The organism is Microbispora sp. CA-135349 (assembly GCF_050947365.1).
GTDB lineage: Bacteria > Actinomycetota > Actinomycetes > Streptosporangiales > Streptosporangiaceae > Microbispora.
In genome coordinates this window covers 5063819-5080616 of record NZ_CP192001.1, presented here as the reverse complement: position 1 = coordinate 5080616, position 16798 = coordinate 5063819, and the positions used below count along the sequence as shown (strand labels likewise).

Here is a 16798-nt window from a genome sequence, read left to right as displayed (position 1 = left end):
TCCGCTCCTTCCGGGCCGTCTTCCGTTCCCCCTTCCATCGCATCGCCGTACGGAGCGGTTGCGAAGGGACGGACGTCCCTGCCGGCGGGGCCCTTGGCCCTGCCCTGTCCGGACGGCGCGACGGGTGGCCGAAAGTCCCGGGTGGTCAGGACCTTCACCGCTGACCTGGAAAGACGCCGCGAGGCACGCTGGCAGTGAGGAGATGGGAGGCGTCGTCATGACGGCGAAGGTGAAGGATGTCATGGGCAGGGTCGCCATCGCGGTGCCGATGGACGCGTCGTTCGCCGACCTTGTCACCACCATGCAGCGGTTCAAGGTGGGCGCGGTCACGGTGGTCGACGCCGACCGGCGCCCGGTCGGGGTGGTGTCGGAGGACGACATCCTCCTGAAGGAGATCGACCCGGGCGAGGGCGCCTTCGACGGCCCCCACAGGCGTGAGGAGCGCCGCAAGGCGTCGGGCACGAAGGCCGGTCAGATCATGACGCGTCCCGCGATCACGGTCACCGGCGGCACATCCGTACGGGACGCGGCCCGGCTGATGCACCGCAACCGCATCAAGCAGCTGCCTGTGATCGACACCATGACCGGCCGGATCGTGGGGACGGTTCATCAGGGCGACCTGCTGCGCGTGTTCGTCCGTCCGGCGGAGGACATCCTGGCCGACATCGAGGAGATCACCGCTCGGCTGAACTCAGGCCCCGACGACCTTCAATTCACCGTCTCGGGCGGCGTGGTGACGATCAAGGGACAGGTGCCCCGCAGGTCGGACATCAAGCCGCTGCTGCACGCCGTACGCCGGGTCGAGGGCGTCGTCGAGGTGGACGCCGATGTCGCCTTCCTCGTGGACGACCTGCTCATCGCCCCGCCGTTGCTGTGACCGAGCACCCTGGGGAGAAGATCGTGAAGACTCGGACGGAAGAGATCGCGCAGGCGGCGAAGGCCGCGGTGGAGGCGGCGCTGTGGGCCCCCTCGATCCACAACACCCAGCCCTGGTCGTTCGGTGTCTCCGGCGACGAGATCTCCCTGCGCGCCGACCCCGACAGGAAGCTGCGGGTTTCCGACCCCACGGGCCGACAGCTGATGATCAGTTGTGGCGCCGCGCTGTTCAACGTGCGGATCACGCTGCTCGCGCTCGGCTACGAACCCGAGGTGCGGCGCATCCCCGACCCGGAGCGGCCGCTGTTGCTCGCCACCGTACGCGTGCGGCCGGGGCAGGAGCCGGGCGAGCACGTTCGGCTGCTGCACGGCGAGATCGAACGCCGCCGGACCCACCGGTCCGGGTTCACGGCTCTGCCGGTGCCGGACCGCCTGATCGACGCGCTCGTGGCTGAGGCGACGGCCGAGGGCGGCCATATGACGCCGATCAGGTCGGACGCCTCCGCGCGGGTGCTCGCCGCGCTGACCGGCGCCGCCCAGGACGTGCAGTCGCAGAACCGGTTGTTCGTCCTCGAACTCATGCGCTGGGCCCGGCCGCCCGGCAGCTCACGCCGCGACGGGGTGCCCGCGGCGGGCTATCCGACCGATCCCCGGCGTACCTACCCCCAGCACTTCGCCCAGCGGGACTACGCCCGGGGGCACGAGTGGGGGATGGCGCCGGACGAGCGGGTGTCCGCCTCAACGGGCCTCGTGGCCCTGCTCAGCACCGCCGGCGACTCCCGGGAGGACTGGCTGCGCGCGGGCGAGGCGCTGCAGCGGATGCTGCTCCACGCCTCCGCGTACGGGCTGAGCGTCGCCTTCCACACCCAGGCATTGGAGATGCCGGAGCTGCGGGAGTTCATCCGCAGGCACCTGTGCTCGGACGAGCCCCCACAGATGATCATGCGGCTGGGGTTCGTCATCGACGAGAGCGAGAGCGTCCGCCGTGCCCCCTCCGAGGTCCTCGAATAAGGGTGCTCGAGTGAGAGGGCGTGGGCGGGCGCGCCGGGGGAAGTGGGACCTCCTGTGGCCGACAGGAGGTGCGTCATGAGATCGATCGCCCGCTGGGTCGTGTCGCGGTTACGCCGCTACCGGCCCGACCGCAACCCACTGCGGCGCCGCACCGACCGGGTCGAGGCGGCGCTCGCCGCGGCGGCGGTGGCCGCCGTCCTGCTCGCCGTGTGGCCCGCGGCGCTGGCCGCCCGAACGGTGTACGACGGCGGCCTGGCGGCCGAACGGGTCGGGCCGGGGGCGCGGCAGCTGGTCGAGGCCACACTGATCCAGGAGGTGTCCGTCGGCTCGGCCGGCGGCCGCGGCATGCTGGGGGCGAGTCTGGCGCGGTGGACGCTGCCGGGCGGCGAGGTCCGGGAGGGCGTGGTCCCGGCGGCCCTTCTCCTGCGGAACGGCCAGGCGAACGCGCGGCTGTGGGTGGACGCCGCGGGCAGTCCGGCCGCGCCGCCGCCGCGGCGGGCCGAGACGGTGACCCGGGCGGGACTGGCCGCCTTCGGCGTCATGGCGGCGGCCGCGGCTCTGGCCGGGGCCTGCTTCGTGCTCACGCGCCACGGGCTCGACCGCAGGCGCTACCGCGAATGGGACGCCGCCTGGGCTGCGGCCGACCAGAGGTGGCGGCGCCACCACATCTGAGCGCCGGTCACCTCATATGCGGTCACCTCATGTTCTGCGAGATGTCGCACGAGCGGCTGCCGGGGGCGCAGTACGCGCCCTGACTGGTGATGCGCCCGGCGGACGTCACCGCGGTCGACTGCGGGCCGCTCAGTAGCGAGGGCGTGTTGACACCGTTGAGGTTCTGGATGTTGCTGCCGGAGCCCGACTTGTACTGCGTGGCGCCGCTCCGCGAGCCCTCGACCGCCTGATAACCGCGCGGGCCGGGGCGGGGCCTGGCCCGCGCCTTCGCCTTCGCCTTGGCCTTGTTGGCTTTCGCGGCGGCCCCGGCCGCGTGCGGTTTGCGGCGCAGCGGTGCGGAGGCCGCGTCCGCCGCCTCAGCGACGGCGAGACCCGCCAGCGAGACGACGAGGGCGGCCACCGCAAGCCGCCGCGCCGCCGAGACGAGATCTGTCCTGAAAACGTCCGCGCAGTGACGAGACACCTGGCAACCACCTGCCCGCTCTGGCATCGATACGCCATGGACATAAGCGACATAAGGCATATGCCCGTATTGCTGGGGCTGGGCCGGTGTCCTGGGACATTCCGGCACCGATGATTACCCGGCTGATTACCTGGGCCTGCTGATTACCTGTGCCGCCCGCTCAGTCCTGGCGACCGGCCTTGAGACGGGCGGCGAGCGCGGCGGCCTGGGTGCGGCGCTGCATGTCGAGCTTGCTCAGCAGGTTGGACACGTAGTTCTTGACCGTCTTCTCGGCGAGGAACATCCGCTCGCCGATCTGCCGGTTGGTCAGGCCCTCGCCGATCAGCTCCAGGATCTGCCGCTCCTGGTCCGACAGCGCCGCCAGCGGGTCCTTCTTCGCGGCCTGGTCGCGCAGCCGGTGCAGCATGGCGGCCGTGGTCTGCGGGTCCAGCAGCGACTGCCCGGCCGCCACCGTCCGCACCGCGCCGACCAGGTCAGAGCCGTGGATCTGCTTGAGCACGTATCCCGCGGCCCCGGCCATGACCGCGTTGAACAGCGCCTCGTCGTCGGCGTAGGAGGTCAGCATCAGGCAGGCCAGGCCCGGCAGCTTCGAGCGGACCTCGCGGCAGACGTCCACCCCGTCGCCGTCGGGCAGGCGCACGTCGAGCACCGCCACATCCGGCTTCAGCGCGGGAATGCGCGCCACAGCCGACTCGGCCGTCCCGGCCTCGCCGACGACCTCGATGTCGTCCTCCGCCTCCAGCAACGCCGCCACACCACGCCGTACGACCTCATGGTCGTCCACCAGGAACACCCGAATCATGTCTCCAAGCTAAGCCGCGAGCGGCCCGAAGGTCCCGCAGGCCGGTGGCGACGACCGATACCATGCGGTATCCCCGACGATCTGATCTTTGGAGTGGAGATGTCCCGACCCGGTCTGGTGATCGGCGGATACACCCCCGACACGGAGGGGTCGGGTCCCGGTCTGACGGTGGCCCGCACGCACGCGGACGGGCGTCTGGAGACGGTGGCCGAGACCGGCGCGTCCGGGCCGTCGTTCGTCGTCGCGCACCCACGGCTGCCGCTGCTGTACGCCGTGCTCGAACGCGACGGGGACGGCGGCGTCGCGGTGTTCGCCGACGAGCCCGGCGAGCCCGCTCCCCGGCTGCTGGCCGAGCATTCCAGCGGCGGCTCGCTGCCGTGTCACCTGGCGCTCGATCCGGAGGGCCGGTGGCTGGCCGTCGCCAACTACGGCGACGGGACCGTCACGGCCTACCGGCTGGGTGGGGACGGGATGCCAGAGCCGGGACCGCTGACGTTCCCGCACGAGGGCGGCGGCCCCCACCCGGGCCGTCAGGAGGGCCCGCACGCGCACCAGGCGGTTTTCGGGCCCGACGGCGTGTTGTACGTGACCGACCTCGGCACCGACGAGGTGCGCCGCTTCCTGCCCGGCATGCGCCCGCACCCCGGCGGCCCCGTACGGCTGGCCTCCGGCAGCGGCCCCCGGCACTTCCTGCACCACGAGGGCCACTGGTACGTCACCGGCGAGCTCGACGGCACGGTGCGCGTCTACGACGGCGAATGGCGGGAGGCGGGCGCGGTGCGGGCGAGCGGCGCGGAAGGGGAGAATCTGCCCTCCCACATCGCGCTGTCCGCCGACGGACGGCACCTGTACGTCGCCAACCGGGGGCCGGACACCCTCGCCGTCTTCGCGGTGGACGGGCCCGGGCTCACGATGCTGGCCGAGGTGCCGGCGGGCGGACACTGGCCGCGGCACTTCGCGATCGACGGCGACCGCCTCTACGTCGCCAACCAGCGGTCGGACACGGTCGCGATGCTGGCGCTCAAGGACGGGCTGCCCGAGCCGACCGGCGTGGCGCTGGCGGTGGGCACCCCCTCGTGCGTACTCATCCGGTGATCAGGCCGACGCCCCCGACGATCCACACCCGCTGGGCCTGGCCGGTGCTCTGCGGGACGTCCGGCCGCCACTGGCGGATGTAGACGAGGCCGGGATCCACGAGTTCGGTGCCGTCGAAAAAGCGCAGCACCTTCTCCCGGTCCCGCCGAGCGCCGTCGGCCTCCGGCACGATCTGCCGGAACAGCTCGACGATCGGCGCGGCCAGCTCGGGACGGCTGTCGAAGACGGCGTGACCGACGGCGAGGTAGCTTCCGGGCGCGAGGTGATCGCGCACGTGGGCCACGCACTTGTACGGCTCGGCGGCGTCGGGGAGATACTGCAGCCGGGCCGGGATCAGCACCCCGACCGGCTGCTCGAAGTCGATGAGCCGGAGCATCTCGGGGTCGGCCAGCATCTCCGCCGGGCGCAGGATGGAGCCGTCGACCACCCCGGTGCCGGGATTGCGGGCGAGCATGGCCCGCGCGTGGGTGAGCACCACCGGGTCGTCGTCGACGTACACCACGCGGGAGCCGGGCGCGAGCTCCTGGGCGACCTCGTGGGTGTTGCGCCGGGTCGGCAGCCCGGACGCCACGTTGAGGAACTGCCGCACGCCCTGATCGATGAGGAAGCGCACCACCCGCTCCAGGAACTCGCGGGTGTCCACGGCCATCGTCTTGACCTCGGGCGCGATGGTCGTCAGCCGCTCGGCGAACCTCCGGTCGGCGGCGAAGTTGTCCTTGCCTCCGAGCAGGTAGTCGCTCATCCGGGCGATGTTCGCGGTGCCGGTCTTGATGCCCGCCGCCTTGGCGGGCCGCTCGCCCCCGCCCAGCTCCGTGCCGCCCAAACCGCCTCCCTTGCTCACGATCTAGATTGGTAATTATCGCTCTAATCCCACCAGAACGACCAGGCGTTCTGGCCGACGATCTGCTCGGCGTAGTCGGCCAGCGTGCCCGGGCCCTGCAGGATGCTGTCGGGGCAGAACGTCCAGTGCTCGGCCGCCACGCGCAGCGCGTGCGCGGGGGTGGCGGGCGGCGCGGCGATGCTGAGCTCCAGCGTGTTGAACCCCATGCCGACCACCCGCGCCCCGAACCGCTCCTCCCAGCTGCGTACGACGGCCGCCAGAGGCACGGTCCACTCGTTGTGGTGCAGCGCCCCCTGCCAGCCCATGGCGACCATCGCGTCGGCGCCGCGGCCGACCGCGGCGAGCCCCAGCGGCGTCATCCGCTCGGCCACCACGTCCGCGTACCAGTCGGCGACCACGTCGGGGTCGGCCACCAGCGTGGCCGGCGGCGCGATCCCCGGGCACTCGGCGCCGAACGGCGCGAGATACGCCTCGTGGCCGAGCAGCAGGTCCTGCCACGCCTCGGCCATGAACCCCGCCGCGCTGTAATAGTCGATGTGGCCGGGCGAGTCCGGCGCGATCTGCCCGGCCGACCAGGGTTGCACGCCGTCCTCCAGCAGCACCGGCCACAGGCCCGACCGGGGGTGCTCGGCGCGGAGCCGGGCCCACAGCCCGGCCGGCACCGGTTCGTCGCTCAGCCAGAACGAGGGGCGGTGATGGGTGCGCAGCTTGTCGTAGTCGGGGTCCGGCCACACGAGGGACCCGGACGGCAGGTCCACGGACAGCACCCGCCCGTCGCCGCCGTCTCCGAACAGCAGCTCCAGGCCCGTGGGGAGCCGCCGACGCTCGTGAACCGACATGGGCCAATAATGTCGGACCCGGCCTCGGCGCGTCCCGCGAGGGCGATCATTACGGGATGTCGAGCCGGCTCAGGGAATGTCCAGCCGGCACAGCCCTTCGGCGAGAACCTTCGTGGTCAGGCGGGTCCGGCTGTCGCAGCCCAGCTTGGCGAAGATGTGCTCCAGGTGGGTGGTCACGGTGCGCACGCTCAGCACGAGCGCGGCGGCGATCTGCGGGTTGGAGTCGCCCCGCGCGACCCGGGTGAGCACCTCGATCTCCCGCGAGGTCAGGTCGTACGGCAGGGCGCAGGGGCGCTCGGCGATGACCGTGCCCTGGATGGAGCCGTGGAAGCCCACGCCGGCCCGGTGGAGGCGCAGCTCCCGCCACTGGCCGGTGCCGTCCAGCCACAGCCCCCGGCGCGACAGCTCGCGCGAGTCGATGAACGCCCTGGCCAGCTCGGTCATCGCCGGTTCGGCCGCGAGCGCCTCCGACGGAGGCCACCCGGCCACGTCCCTGCGCCGTCCGCCCCGTTCGTACGCCACGGCGTGGAAGCCGGGCGGCAGGCCGAGGGGGTCGATGACGCAGCGGGTCACGTCGGTGAGATGCGCGAGAGCGGGGGAGACCGCGCTGATCACCGCGGGCGCCTCCGGCGGCAGGTCCGTGCGGGAGCCGACGTGCAGTAGCCCGGTGTAGCGCCCGCCGGTCAGGAACAGCGGCGTCGTGATCCCCGCGTGCCAGCCGTACGGCTCGAGGTGGCGGCGGAAGTAGCGTTCGGTGCCGGGAGAGCCCATGACGACCGGGGTGCGCAGGGACATGGCCCGCCGGTAGGCGTCGAGCCGGGCGTACTCCTCCGCGGCGTCGTCGTCCACCCGCGTGTACCCCGACGACACCAGCGAGCGGTGCCGGCCGGTCGCCGGGTCGAACGCGACGAACTCGTAGGCCTCGACGGGGATGACCTCGCCCAGCGCGGTCATCGCCCCGTGCGCCCCCTGCCGGGCCACCTGGAAGCCCAGTTCGGCGACGGCGTGCAGGCTCCGCGCGCTGAGGCTGATTGCATCCATGGATCCTCCATGCTCAGCCTGCCGGGTAAAGGTTGCGCAAGGAATAGGTTGCACGAGGAATACGTAAAGTCTCCGATGCAGACGGCGGCCCCGTTTCCTACCCTCACCCGCAACACGACGAAGAGGCGGAGGACCAGTGAGGGTCACGAGAAGCCGGGCGGCCGCCCTCGCTGTGGCCGCCATCATGCTGAGCGGCGGGTGCGGGGGAGGCGGGGGAGGATCGTCCCCGGCGGGCGGCGGCAAGGGGGCGAACGCGTTCTCGGTCGCGCTGACCGAGCCCGACCACCTCACCCCCGGCAACACCTCCAGCGACTACTCGATCACGGTGCTGGACACGCTGTTCGAGACTCCGGTCTCCATCGACGCCGCCGGCGGCAAGCCCGTGATGCGGGCGGCGGAGTCGGTGAGCAGCACCGACCAGAAGGTCTGGACGATCAAGTTCAAGCCGGGGCAGAAGTTCAGCAACGGCGAGCCGGTCACCGCGCAGAGCTTCGCCGACTCCTGGAACGCCACGGCCTACGGCCCCAACGGCTGGACCAACAACTACTACTTCGCCAACATCGAGGGCTACGACAAGCTCAACCCCGAGAAGGGCGACCCGTCCACGGACAAGATGAGCGGCCTGAAGGTGGTGGACGACACCACGCTCGAGGTGACGCTCACCGCGCCGTTCAGCCAGTTTCCGATCACGCTCGCCTACATCGCGTTCGCGCCGATGCCGAAGGCGGCGTTCAGCGACCTCAAGGCGTTCGACCAGGCCCCGGTCGGCAACGGGCCGTTCGTGCTCGACGGCGCGTGGGAGCACAACAAGCAGATCACGATCAAGCGGTCTCCCTCGTACGCGGGCGAGCGCAAGCCCAAGGCGGACGGCGTCACCTTCAAGATCTACGCCAGCCGCGACACGGCGTGGACCGACCTGCGGGCCGGGCGGGTGGACCTGATGACGACGGTGCCGCCCGCCAGCACGTCCGAGGCGAAGCGGCTGCTCGGCGCCCGCTTCGTGCAGACCCCCGACGGCACCATGGACTACCTGGGCTTCCCGACCTTCGACAAACGGTTCGCCAACGCCGACCTGCGCAAGGCGTTCTCCATGGCCATCGACAGGCAGGCCATCGTGGACGCGGTCTACGACGGCGCGTTCAAGCCGATGGCGTCGCTGCTGGCGCCGCTGGTGCCCGGTTACCGGGAGAACGCCTGCGGCGAGGCGTGCACGTACGACCCGGCCAAGGCCAAGGCGCTGTTCGACCAGGCCGGCGGCTTCAGCGGCACGCTGAACCTGTGGTTCTCCAACGCCGACCCGAGCTACGAGCAGTGGATGACCGCGGTCGCCAACCAGCTGAAGCAGAACCTCGGCATCTCCGACATCACGTTCCGCAAGATCCCGGCCGCCGACTACCTGTCGACCCTGCGGCAGCGCAAGGAGGACGGTCCGTACCGCAACAACTGGGTCATGGACTACCCGAGCCCCCAGGACTACCTCGAGTACATGTGGGGCGCGGGCAACCGGATGGGCTGGGAGAACAAGGAGTTCGACGACCTGATCAAGCAGGCGAACTCGGCGCCGAGCCTCGACGCGAGCCTGCCGCTCTACCAGAAGGCCGAGGACGTCGCGCTGGCCGAGATGCCGATGATCCCGCTGTGGAACTGGCAGAACCAGATCGGCTTCACCAGCCGGCTCAGCGGTGTGAACGTGACCCCGTACAGCAAGAACATCTACACGATCAGCGCGAAGCAGGGGTGACACGGGGGTGAGGTACGCCGCGCAGCGCCTGGCCCAGGCGATCCCGGTGTTCTTCGCGACCACCTTCCTGATCTACACGATGGTGTTCGCGCTGCCGGGCGACCCGATCCTGGCGCTCGCGGGCGACAAGCCGGTGCCCGAGCAGGTGCTCGCGGTGATGCGGGCGCGCTACCACCTGGACGAGCCGCTGCTCGTGCAGTACGGCCGCTACATGCTCGGGGTGTTCCACGGCGACCTGGGGGAGACCTTCACCGGCCAGCCGGTGAGCGAGCTCCTCCAGGACCGGTGGGCGATCACCGCGCAGCTCGCGCTGACCGCCTGGGTCTTCGAGCTCGTCGTCGGTGTCGGGCTCGGCGTGCTGGCCGGGCTGCGCCGGGGCGGGGCCGCCGACACGGCGGTCCTCGCCGGCACCACGTTCGTCATCGCGGTCCCGGTGTTCGTCGTCGGGTACACGGCCCAGATCGTGCTCGGGCTCAATCTGGGGCTGTTCCCGACCGCCGGGCCCGACGAGGGCTGGCCGGGCAGCTACCTGCTGCCCGGCATGGTCCTCGGCTCGTTCGGCCTGGCGTACGTCGCCAGGCTCACCCGCACCTCGCTCGTGGAGAACCTGCGCGCCGACTACGTCCGCACGGCGACCGCCAAGGGCCTCGCCCGGCGGCGGGTGGTGGGGCTGCACGCGCTGCGCAACTCGCTCATCCCGGTCGTGACCTACCTCGGCGTCGACTTCGGCAACCTGATGGCCGGGGCGGTCGTCACCGAGGGCATCTTCAACCTGCCCGGCATCGGCCAGCAGGTGTTCCAGTCCATCCAGCTCCAGGAGGGTCCCGTCGTCGTCGGCGTCGTCACCCTGCTCGTCATGATCTTCATTCTCGCCAACCTGGCCGTCGACCTGCTGTACGGCGTGCTCGACCCGAGGATCCGCCGTGCTCGCGCGTGACGCCTGGGCGGAGCTGCGCGGCCGGGTGATCTTCTGGTTCTCCACGGCCGTCCTGCTGGTGGCCATGGCGATGGCGGCCTTCCCCGGGCTGTTCGCCCGCCTCGGCCCCAACGAGTCCTGCGACCTGCGCATGTCCAAGCGCGGCCCGGCCGACGGCGCGCTGTTCGGGTACGACCTGCAGGGCTGCGACTACTGGTCGCAGGTCGTGCACGGCACCCGGGCGTCCATCGTGGTCGGTGTCGCGGTCACCGTCTTCGCCCTGCTGATCTCCATCGTGCTCGGGCTGGTCGGCGGCTACTACGGAGGCGTCGCCGACGCGGTGATCGCCCGGGTCACCGACGTGTTCTTCGGCATCCCGTTCGTGCTGGGCGCGACCGTCGTGCTGGTCGCCTTCCCCGACCACGGGATATGGGCGATGACGCTGGTCCTCGTGCTGCTGGGGTGGACGACCATGACCCGGCTGATGCGCGGACAGGTCATCGCCGTCAAGGACATGGACTTCGTCGCCGCCGCCCGCATGCTGGGCGCGAGCGACCGCAGGCTGATGTTCCGGCACATCCTGCCCAACGCGATCGCGCCGGTCATCGTGGTGGCGATGCTGAACGTCGGGAACGTCATCGCGGGCGAGGCCACCCTCGACTATCTCGGCGTCGGCCTGCAGTATCCCGACGTGTCGTGGGGCCTGCAGCTGAACATCGCCCAGACGTTCTTCGCCGAGCACCCGCACCTGCTGGTCTTCCCCGCGTTGTTCCTCACCGCGACCGTGCTGAGCTTCCTGATGCTCGGCGACGTGGTGCGCGACGCCCTCGACCCGCGCCTGCGCTGAGACCCCAGCTTTGTCGCTCAAAGCGACCGGACGGTAGCGATGGGTGAGCTAGCGTGCGCCCGTGTCTACCGATCTCCCCGCCCGGCACGACCCGGGCGCCTTCGACCTCGCGCGGGACGCGGCCCCGGGCCTGCCGCTGACGCTGGTGGAGCAGTGGCGGGCGAGCGGCCGCACCGCCGCCGACGCCCGGCGCCTGCTCGGCGCGCACGTCACGACCGGATACAGCGTGGTGTCCGACTCCGCCGGCCTCACCAGACTGAGCCGGAGCCTCGGCCTGCTGGAGGTGCTGGCGCTCATCGACGGCCCGAAGCGCGTCCTGCACGCGTACGGAACGGCGGCGGGCGGCCGGGCCGTGGGCGTCTGGGCGGCGGACAACGCGCAGATGTTCCATCCCGCCTCGACCGACGCGGGGACGCTGCTGTCGGCGCTGCTGGGGGCGCAGGACGAGATCGCCCGCACCTGCGGCGTCCGCATCGGCATCGGCGTCCACCACGGCGACTACTACGACCTGGACGGCGGCCTGTACGGCGCCGAGGCCGACGCGATCGAGCACCTCGCGGAGAACGACACCGAGGGCGGCGAGATCGCGATCACGGAGGCGGTGGCCGGGAGGCTGCCCGCGGACCACGGCTTCGTCCTGCGCCGCAAGGCCGGGCAGCACGGGCAGGCCGGGGCTCTGGGCGCCGTCTACCGGGTGCTCGACGGCCCGCGCGACGCCGGCACGGCACCCGCCGCCGACGGGTGGTACCCCATCCCCTACTCCGCCGCCTTCTACGAGGATCTGCTGCGCCTGGATCCGCAGGACGCCGGGCTCGCCGCGGCCCTCGCCGGCAAGCACCTGCGTGAGCGGACGGTGGTGCTGGTCGAGCGCGGAGAAGAAGCCCGGCAGGACACGGCCGAGGTCGCCCTTCTGCGGGGGCTGGACCTGTCGGCCCACATGCGGGAGGCGGGCCTGCGCCTCCTGCCCGCGGAGGGAGCCGCCGAGATCAAGGTCGCCGGTCCGCTGGCCATCTACCTGTTCGACGATCCCGGCCCCGCCGTGCCGTTCGCCCTGGAGTTGCGCACCGCCCTGGCCGATGCCGGCATGACCTGCCGCATCGGGGTGGACAGCGGGCCGGTGTTGTCGGGGCGGACGCCGGGCGGCGGCCGCGACGTGGCCGGCGCGCCGGTGAACCAGGCGTCCAAGATGGCGCAGGACCTCGCCGCACCGGGGCGGGTGTGCCTGAGCGAGGCGGTCGCCGCACACGCCGACGCCGGGCCGGGCGGCGGGTTCACCCTTGTCCGGCACACCGTCTCCGGCGTCGACATGGCCTTCTACCAGGGCTGAGCGTTCCTACGGCTTCTACGGTTTCACGCCGTGACGAGCAGCCGGTCGAGGACACGGACACCGAACTCCAGGCCCTCGACCGGCACCCGCTCGTCCAGGCCGTGGAACATGCCGAAGTAGTCGAGGTCCGGCGGCAGGAGCAGCGGCGCGAAGCCGTAGCCCCTGATGCCGATCCTGGCGAACCACTTGGCGTCGGTGCCGCCGGTCATGACGTACGGCACGGGCCTGCCCGTGGGGTCCTCGGCGAGCAGGGCGGCGGTGAGCTCGTCGAACAGCCCTTCGGCGGGAGAGGAGACGGCCTCCTCGAAGTTGACGAACTCGCGGGTGACCTTCGGGCCGAGCAGCCGGTCGACGGTCTCCAGGAACTCCTCGCGCTGCCCCGGCAGGAACCGGCCGTCCACGTGGGCCTCGGCCGTGCCGGGGATGACGTTGACCTTGTATCCCGCGTCGAGCATGGTCGGGTTGGCCGAGTTGCGCAGCACGCCCTTGAACAGCGCGGCCGCGCGCGGGATCCGCTCGATCTCCTCCTCCAGCCGGCCGGCGTCGATCGGCCGGCCGAGCGCCCGCGACAGCTCCTCGATCAGCCGGGCCACCTCCGGCGTCAGCCGTACGGGCCAGGTATGGTCGGCGAGGCGGGCGAGGGCCCTGGCGAGCTCCGCGACGGGGTTGTCCACGGCGGGCTTGGACCCGTGGCCGGGCACGCCGCGGGCGGTCAGGCGCATCCAGGCGGTGCCGCGCTCCCCGACGGCCACCGGGTAGATGCGGACGTCGCCCTCATACCAGGAGAAGCCGCCGGACTCGCTGATCGCCTCCGTGCAGCCCTCGAACAGGTCGCGGTGCCGCTCGACCGCGTGGCCCGCGCCGTACTCGCCGGTGGACTCCTCGTCGGCGAGGAACGCCAGCACGAGGTCGCGCCGGGGGCGCACGCCCCTGCGCGCGTTCTCGCGGGCCCAGGCGAGGGTCATGGCGAGCGTGCCCTTCATGTCGACCGCGCCCCGGCCGTGCACGCAGCCGTTCTCGATCTCCCCGGAGAACGGGTGGGTACGCCATTCGGCGGGGTCGGCGGGCACGACGTCGAGGTGCCCGTGCAGGAGCAGCGCGTCGGAACTGTCGCCGGGGATGCGGGCCACCACGCTGGTGCGCCGCGGGGCCGACTCGAACACCACCGGCTCGATCCCGACCTCGGCGAGCAGGGACGCCACGTATTCGGCGGCCCGCCGCTCGCCCGGCCCGTCGCCGGACCCGTCGTTGGTGGTGTCGATCCGCAGCAGTTCCGAGCAGATCGCCGCGACCTCACTCATTCCCGTCCCCGTCCTGCAGCGTCAGCGGTGGAACCTCGGGCGTCGGGAAGCCGAAGACGATCCCGTAGAAGGCCAGCTCGGCCTCCAGGGCCCGGACGATGGTCTCCTCACGCCGCCAGCCGTGCTGTTCCCCCTCGAACGTGAGATACGCCCACCGGTGCCCGTGACGGGCCAGCGCGGCGGCGAAGCGCTCCGACTGCGCGGGATCGACCACCTTGTCCTCCAGGCCGTGCAGGAGCAGGGCCGGGCCGGACGCGCGTTCCGCATGCAGTTCTGGCGACCTGTCCACGTAGCGCTGCCGGGTCTCAGGCAGCGGGCCGATCAGCCCGTCGAGGTAGCGCGACTCGAAGTCGTGCGTCTCGGCCGCCCAGCGCTCGGGGTCGGAGATGCCGTAGTGGGACACCGCGCCGCAGAAGACGTCGCTGTGGACGAGCGCGGCCATCGACGTCCAGCCGCCGGCGCTGCCGCCCCTGATCGCCACCTTCTCCGCCCGCCCGGTGTCCAGTAGCCACCGCGCCACCGTCTCGCAGTCACGCACGTCCACCACGCCCCAGCTGTGCCGCAACCGCTCACGGTAGGCACGGCCGTAGCCGGTGGAGCCGCCGTAGTTGACCTCGGCGACGCCGATCCCCCTGCTGGTGAAGTACGCGATCTCCAGGTCGAGCACCGGTGCGGCCGAACTCGTCGGCCCGCCGTGCACGAACACCACGTACGGCGCGGGCCCGCCGTCTGACAGGGCCGCCGGGGCGTACAGGTGTGCGTGCACTCCCTCGACGACCACGGCCTCGGGGGTGGGCAGCTCGGCGTCCCCGGGTACCGGCTTGCCCGGGGACAGCACCTCGTGCGCCCCGGTGCCCAGGTCGACCCGCACCACCTCGTACGGCCGGTGTGGCGAGGCCGCCACGCCCACGACGTGGGAGCCCCGGGCCGACAGGGCGGGGGCCCAGTAGGTGTAGCCGCCGCCCACGTCCCGGACGGAATTCGCTCCGGCGGGGTCGTCGACGACCCCGAGCCGCCGCTCGTCAGCTGTGCCGTAGACGGCGGCGATACGCCCGTCCGCGACGGCGAAGAACGCGCCGCCGATCTTCCAGGTGGCGTCGCCGAACTCCAGCGGGACCGGGGTCAGGTCGCGCGCCGCGCCGTCCAGGCCGACGAGGTGGATGTTCCACCAGCCGGTGGGATCGGTGACGGCGTACAGGCTCTCGTCGTCGCGCCACTCGGCCTGGCAGGTGGACGCGCCGGACAGCAGGACGCGGTGGGGACCGCCCTCCACAGAGCCGTTCACAGGGCCGACGCAGAGCTCGGTGGCGTCCCAGGGCATGTCGGGGTGGTTCCAGCCGATCCACGCGAGCGTCCGCCCGTCCGGTGAGACGCGCGGATTCATCAGGAAGTGATGGGTTTTCACCACGCTGCGCAGGGGCGAGCCGTCGAGCGGCACCGCGACGATGTCACGCGCGCCGCTGCGGGCGTCGCCCCGCTCGCGCACGCACCACACCTCGCCGCCGTGGACGACCAGGTCGGCGTAGCGGGCTGAGTCCTCGGGGGTGAGCGGGACCGGCTCCCCGCCGGGGGAGCACAGGTAGATCCGGCCGTCCGCCCAGTTGGTGAACACCAGACGGCCCTCGTGCGCCCGCCAGGACCGTCCGCCGTACTCCATGACCCGGTTCCTGGCGTTCCAGCCCTGCGGAAGCACGTCCTCGACCACGCCGTCGGCCCTGCGCCGCACCACGCAGCGCCGGCCGCCCTCCCGCGGGCGCGGCTCGTCCCACCAGACCTCGTCGCCCGAGATCTCCACCCACAGGGGGCGGTCGTCCACCCGCGCGACGTCCACGGCCCGAATCGTCACCAGTTCCCCCCGGAGTCTGGAAGCGGAGTGCCGGGGGGATGGACGATGTGCGCGATCCCCCCGCTGCTCGTGGCGCGCAGCCAGACGCTCTCGAACGCGGCGCGCGGGTACACCCGCCGCACGCCGTGGTCGTCCGGCGCGGCCGGATCGTTGGCGATCACATCGCCCTCCCGGGTGAACCCGGTCACGACCATGATGTGCCCCCCGGTGGAGTATCCGGCACCGGGCAGCTCGTGATCGCGGAACGCCTGAGAGGTGATCACCGGGATCCCGGCTTCGACGAACCGCTCCAGCTCTCCCAGTGAGCGCAGCCGCGTGACGAAGCCGTCCAGCCCGTACCGCCCGGCGTACGCGACGCCGAAGGGCCAGTTGCCGGTCCCCTGGTAGCTGTGGTCGTACATGTCCCGCGCGGCGTGGTCGACCGCCGGGCACGGGTCGCCGGGGGAGACCCAGGCGAGCTCCGCCGGGGCGGGTCCCCGCCCCCAGTAGTCGAGCACCATCGTGAACGACGCGGGGCTGCACCAGGACTCGCCGCCGCCGTCCCACTGCGGGTAGTGCCCCGCGTGCACCTTCTGCGACCGGCGCGGCACGTCGAGCTCGATCGCCCGCGGCCCCGGCGCGCCGCCTCCGCCCGCCTGCCCGCCTCTGCCCGTGTGCTCCACCGCCGAGGCCATCACGGTGAGCGACCGCACGCCGCCGCCGCTGCCGTACACGGTGGTGCGCACCCGGTAGGACGTGACGGGGCGGGCGGCGACGAACGTGTCGACGGCGACGTCACCGTCGGCGTCCCCCTGGCCGGGTAGCGACGTGCGGTGGATGTCGGCGTCGGTCTCGGCCCACCGGCCCATGACGAACCACTTGGTCAGGGCGCCGGTGACGGTCCGCGCCTGGACCTCGATCTCCAGCCAGGCGCCGGGCGGAGCGGTGGCCGTCCACGAGGGAACCAGTTCGGTCGCCGCGAAGCCGATCTCCCGTTCGGGGGACGTCCAGCGCGTGCAGGGCCACTCCCGCTCGCCGCCGGGCGCGAACGGATCCAGATATTTCGCCGTCCCCGTCTCCCCGGCCCCGACGGACCACCGGTGGAGGACCACGGGGCTCACCTGGGGGCTCGGTCCGGCCGACAGCAGGGTGACCACCTCGCCGATTGTTGTTACCGCCCCGACCTGGCACATCGGATGGT

At 72.0% G+C, this 16798-nt stretch carries 16 protein-coding genes; 8 read left to right on the top strand and 8 right to left on the bottom strand.

Going from position 1 to position 16798, the window contains the following annotated elements; translation table 11 throughout:
• Window positions 1-217 precede the first annotated feature (217 nt).
• From ACQPZZ_RS23485 to ACQPZZ_RS23475, 3 genes are all read left to right on the top strand, one after another.
• Window positions 218-877: a CBS domain-containing protein gene (locus ACQPZZ_RS23485; protein WP_432922001.1), complete on the top strand. Its 660-nt coding sequence runs from the start codon at window positions 218-220 to the stop codon at window positions 875-877.
• Between the two features lie 23 nt (window positions 878-900).
• A complete protein-coding gene (locus ACQPZZ_RS23480) occupies window positions 901-1887 on the top strand; it encodes an Acg family FMN-binding oxidoreductase (protein ID WP_432921998.1) in 987 nt (328 codons plus the stop codon).
• A 75-nt stretch (window positions 1888-1962) separates the two neighbouring features.
• Window positions 1963-2559: an Rv1733c family protein gene (locus ACQPZZ_RS23475; RefSeq protein WP_432921995.1), complete on the top strand. Its 597-nt coding sequence runs from the start codon at window positions 1963-1965 to the stop codon at window positions 2557-2559.
• Window positions 2560-2581: 22 nt separating this feature from the next.
• On the opposite strand, the gene ACQPZZ_RS23470 is transcribed toward ACQPZZ_RS23475, so the two are convergent.
• Both ACQPZZ_RS23470 and ACQPZZ_RS23465 read right to left on the bottom strand, forming a co-directional pair.
• Window positions 2582-2959 carry a hypothetical protein gene (locus ACQPZZ_RS23470; RefSeq protein WP_432921992.1) on the bottom strand — a complete coding sequence of 126 codons (378 nt, stop codon included), beginning with the start codon at window positions 2957-2959 and terminating at the stop codon, window positions 2582-2584.
• Between the two features lie 223 nt (window positions 2960-3182).
• Window positions 3183-3824 carry a response regulator transcription factor gene (locus ACQPZZ_RS23465; RefSeq protein WP_432921989.1) on the bottom strand — a complete coding sequence of 214 codons (642 nt, stop codon included), beginning with the start codon at window positions 3822-3824 and terminating at the stop codon, window positions 3183-3185.
• Between the two features lie 99 nt (window positions 3825-3923).
• On the opposite strand from ACQPZZ_RS23465, the gene ACQPZZ_RS23460 reads away from it, so the two are divergent.
• A complete protein-coding gene (locus tag ACQPZZ_RS23460) occupies window positions 3924-4919 on the top strand; it encodes a lactonase family protein (protein ID WP_432921986.1) in 996 nt (331 codons plus the stop codon).
• Here the strand turns inward: ACQPZZ_RS23460 and ACQPZZ_RS23455 are convergent.
• From ACQPZZ_RS23455 to ACQPZZ_RS23445, 3 genes are all read right to left on the bottom strand, one after another.
• Window positions 4909-5760 carry an SAM-dependent methyltransferase gene (locus ACQPZZ_RS23455; protein ID WP_432921983.1) on the bottom strand — a complete coding sequence of 284 codons (852 nt, stop codon included), beginning with the start codon at window positions 5758-5760 and terminating at the stop codon, window positions 4909-4911. The genes ACQPZZ_RS23460 and ACQPZZ_RS23455 overlap by 11 nt on opposite strands.
• 23 nt (window positions 5761-5783) lie before the next feature.
• A complete protein-coding gene (locus tag ACQPZZ_RS23450; RefSeq protein ID WP_432921980.1) occupies window positions 5784-6599 on the bottom strand; it encodes a DUF4253 domain-containing protein in 816 nt (271 codons plus the stop codon).
• A 69-nt stretch (window positions 6600-6668) separates the two neighbouring features.
• Window positions 6669-7640, bottom strand: a complete 972-nt coding sequence (locus ACQPZZ_RS23445) for a helix-turn-helix transcriptional regulator (RefSeq protein WP_363647384.1) — start codon at window positions 7638-7640, stop codon at window positions 6669-6671.
• Between the two features lie 136 nt (window positions 7641-7776).
• Between ACQPZZ_RS23445 and ACQPZZ_RS23440 the strand changes: the two genes are divergently transcribed.
• The 4 genes from ACQPZZ_RS23440 to ACQPZZ_RS23425 all read left to right on the top strand — a co-directional run bounded on the left by ACQPZZ_RS23440 (window position 7777) and on the right by ACQPZZ_RS23425 (window position 12471).
• Window positions 7777-9381: a peptide ABC transporter substrate-binding protein gene (locus ACQPZZ_RS23440; protein ID WP_432921976.1), complete on the top strand. Its 1605-nt coding sequence runs from the start codon at window positions 7777-7779 to the stop codon at window positions 9379-9381.
• A 7-nt stretch (window positions 9382-9388) separates the two neighbouring features.
• Complete coding sequence (locus ACQPZZ_RS23435) at window positions 9389-10318, top strand: ABC transporter permease (RefSeq protein ID WP_432921973.1); 930 nt, start codon at window positions 9389-9391, stop codon at window positions 10316-10318.
• The gene (locus tag ACQPZZ_RS23430; RefSeq protein WP_363647390.1) at window positions 10305-11144 is read left to right on the top strand and encodes an ABC transporter permease; all 840 of its coding nucleotides are present in this window, start codon (window positions 10305-10307) and stop codon (window positions 11142-11144) included. Before ACQPZZ_RS23435 ends, ACQPZZ_RS23430 begins: the two co-directional genes overlap by 14 nt.
• Before the next feature lie 61 nt (window positions 11145-11205).
• Entirely contained in the window at window positions 11206-12471 is a 1266-nt protein-coding gene (locus ACQPZZ_RS23425) for a hypothetical protein (protein WP_432921970.1), read from the top strand.
• 23 nt (window positions 12472-12494) lie between these two features.
• Here the strand turns inward: ACQPZZ_RS23425 and ACQPZZ_RS23420 are convergent, their stop codons facing one another.
• From ACQPZZ_RS23420 to ACQPZZ_RS23410, 3 genes are read right to left on the bottom strand one after another with little or no spacing between them, the layout of a single operon-like run.
• The gene (locus ACQPZZ_RS23420) at window positions 12495-13772 is read right to left on the bottom strand and encodes a M20/M25/M40 family metallo-hydrolase (RefSeq protein ID WP_432921967.1); all 1278 of its coding nucleotides are present in this window, start codon (window positions 13770-13772) and stop codon (window positions 12495-12497) included.
• On the bottom strand, window positions 13765-15618 hold the full coding sequence (locus ACQPZZ_RS23415; protein WP_432921960.1) for a S9 family peptidase: 1854 nt from the start codon (window positions 15616-15618) through the stop codon (window positions 13765-13767). Before ACQPZZ_RS23415 ends, ACQPZZ_RS23420 begins: the two co-directional genes overlap by 8 nt.
• On the bottom strand, window positions 15615-16754 hold the full coding sequence (locus ACQPZZ_RS23410; protein WP_432921957.1) for a C39 family peptidase: 1140 nt from the start codon (window positions 16752-16754) through the stop codon (window positions 15615-15617). The genes ACQPZZ_RS23415 and ACQPZZ_RS23410 overlap by 4 nt, the downstream gene beginning before the upstream one ends.
• Window positions 16755-16798 lie beyond the last annotated feature (44 nt).

Excerpts from the sequence above, each read along its gene's own strand:
- ACQPZZ_RS23485 (WP_432922001.1), top strand. The coding sequence starts at position 218 with ATGACGGCGAAGGTGAAGGATGTCATGGGCAGGGTCGCCATCGCGGTG.
- ACQPZZ_RS23475 (WP_432921995.1), top strand. The coding sequence starts at position 1,963 with ATGAGATCGATCGCCCGCTGGGTCGTGTCGCGGTTACGCCGCTACCGG.
- ACQPZZ_RS23465 (WP_432921989.1), bottom strand. The coding sequence starts at position 3,824 with ATGATTCGGGTGTTCCTGGTGGACGACCATGAGGTCGTACGGCGTGGT.
- ACQPZZ_RS23460 (WP_432921986.1), top strand. The coding sequence starts at position 3,924 with ATGTCCCGACCCGGTCTGGTGATCGGCGGATACACCCCCGACACGGAG.
- ACQPZZ_RS23450 (WP_432921980.1), bottom strand. The coding sequence starts at position 6,599 with ATGTCGGTTCACGAGCGTCGGCGGCTCCCCACGGGCCTGGAGCTGCTG.
- ACQPZZ_RS23445 (WP_363647384.1), bottom strand. The coding sequence starts at position 7,640 with ATGGATGCAATCAGCCTCAGCGCGCGGAGCCTGCACGCCGTCGCCGAA.
- ACQPZZ_RS23420 (WP_432921967.1), bottom strand. The coding sequence starts at position 13,772 with ATGAGTGAGGTCGCGGCGATCTGCTCGGAACTGCTGCGGATCGACACC.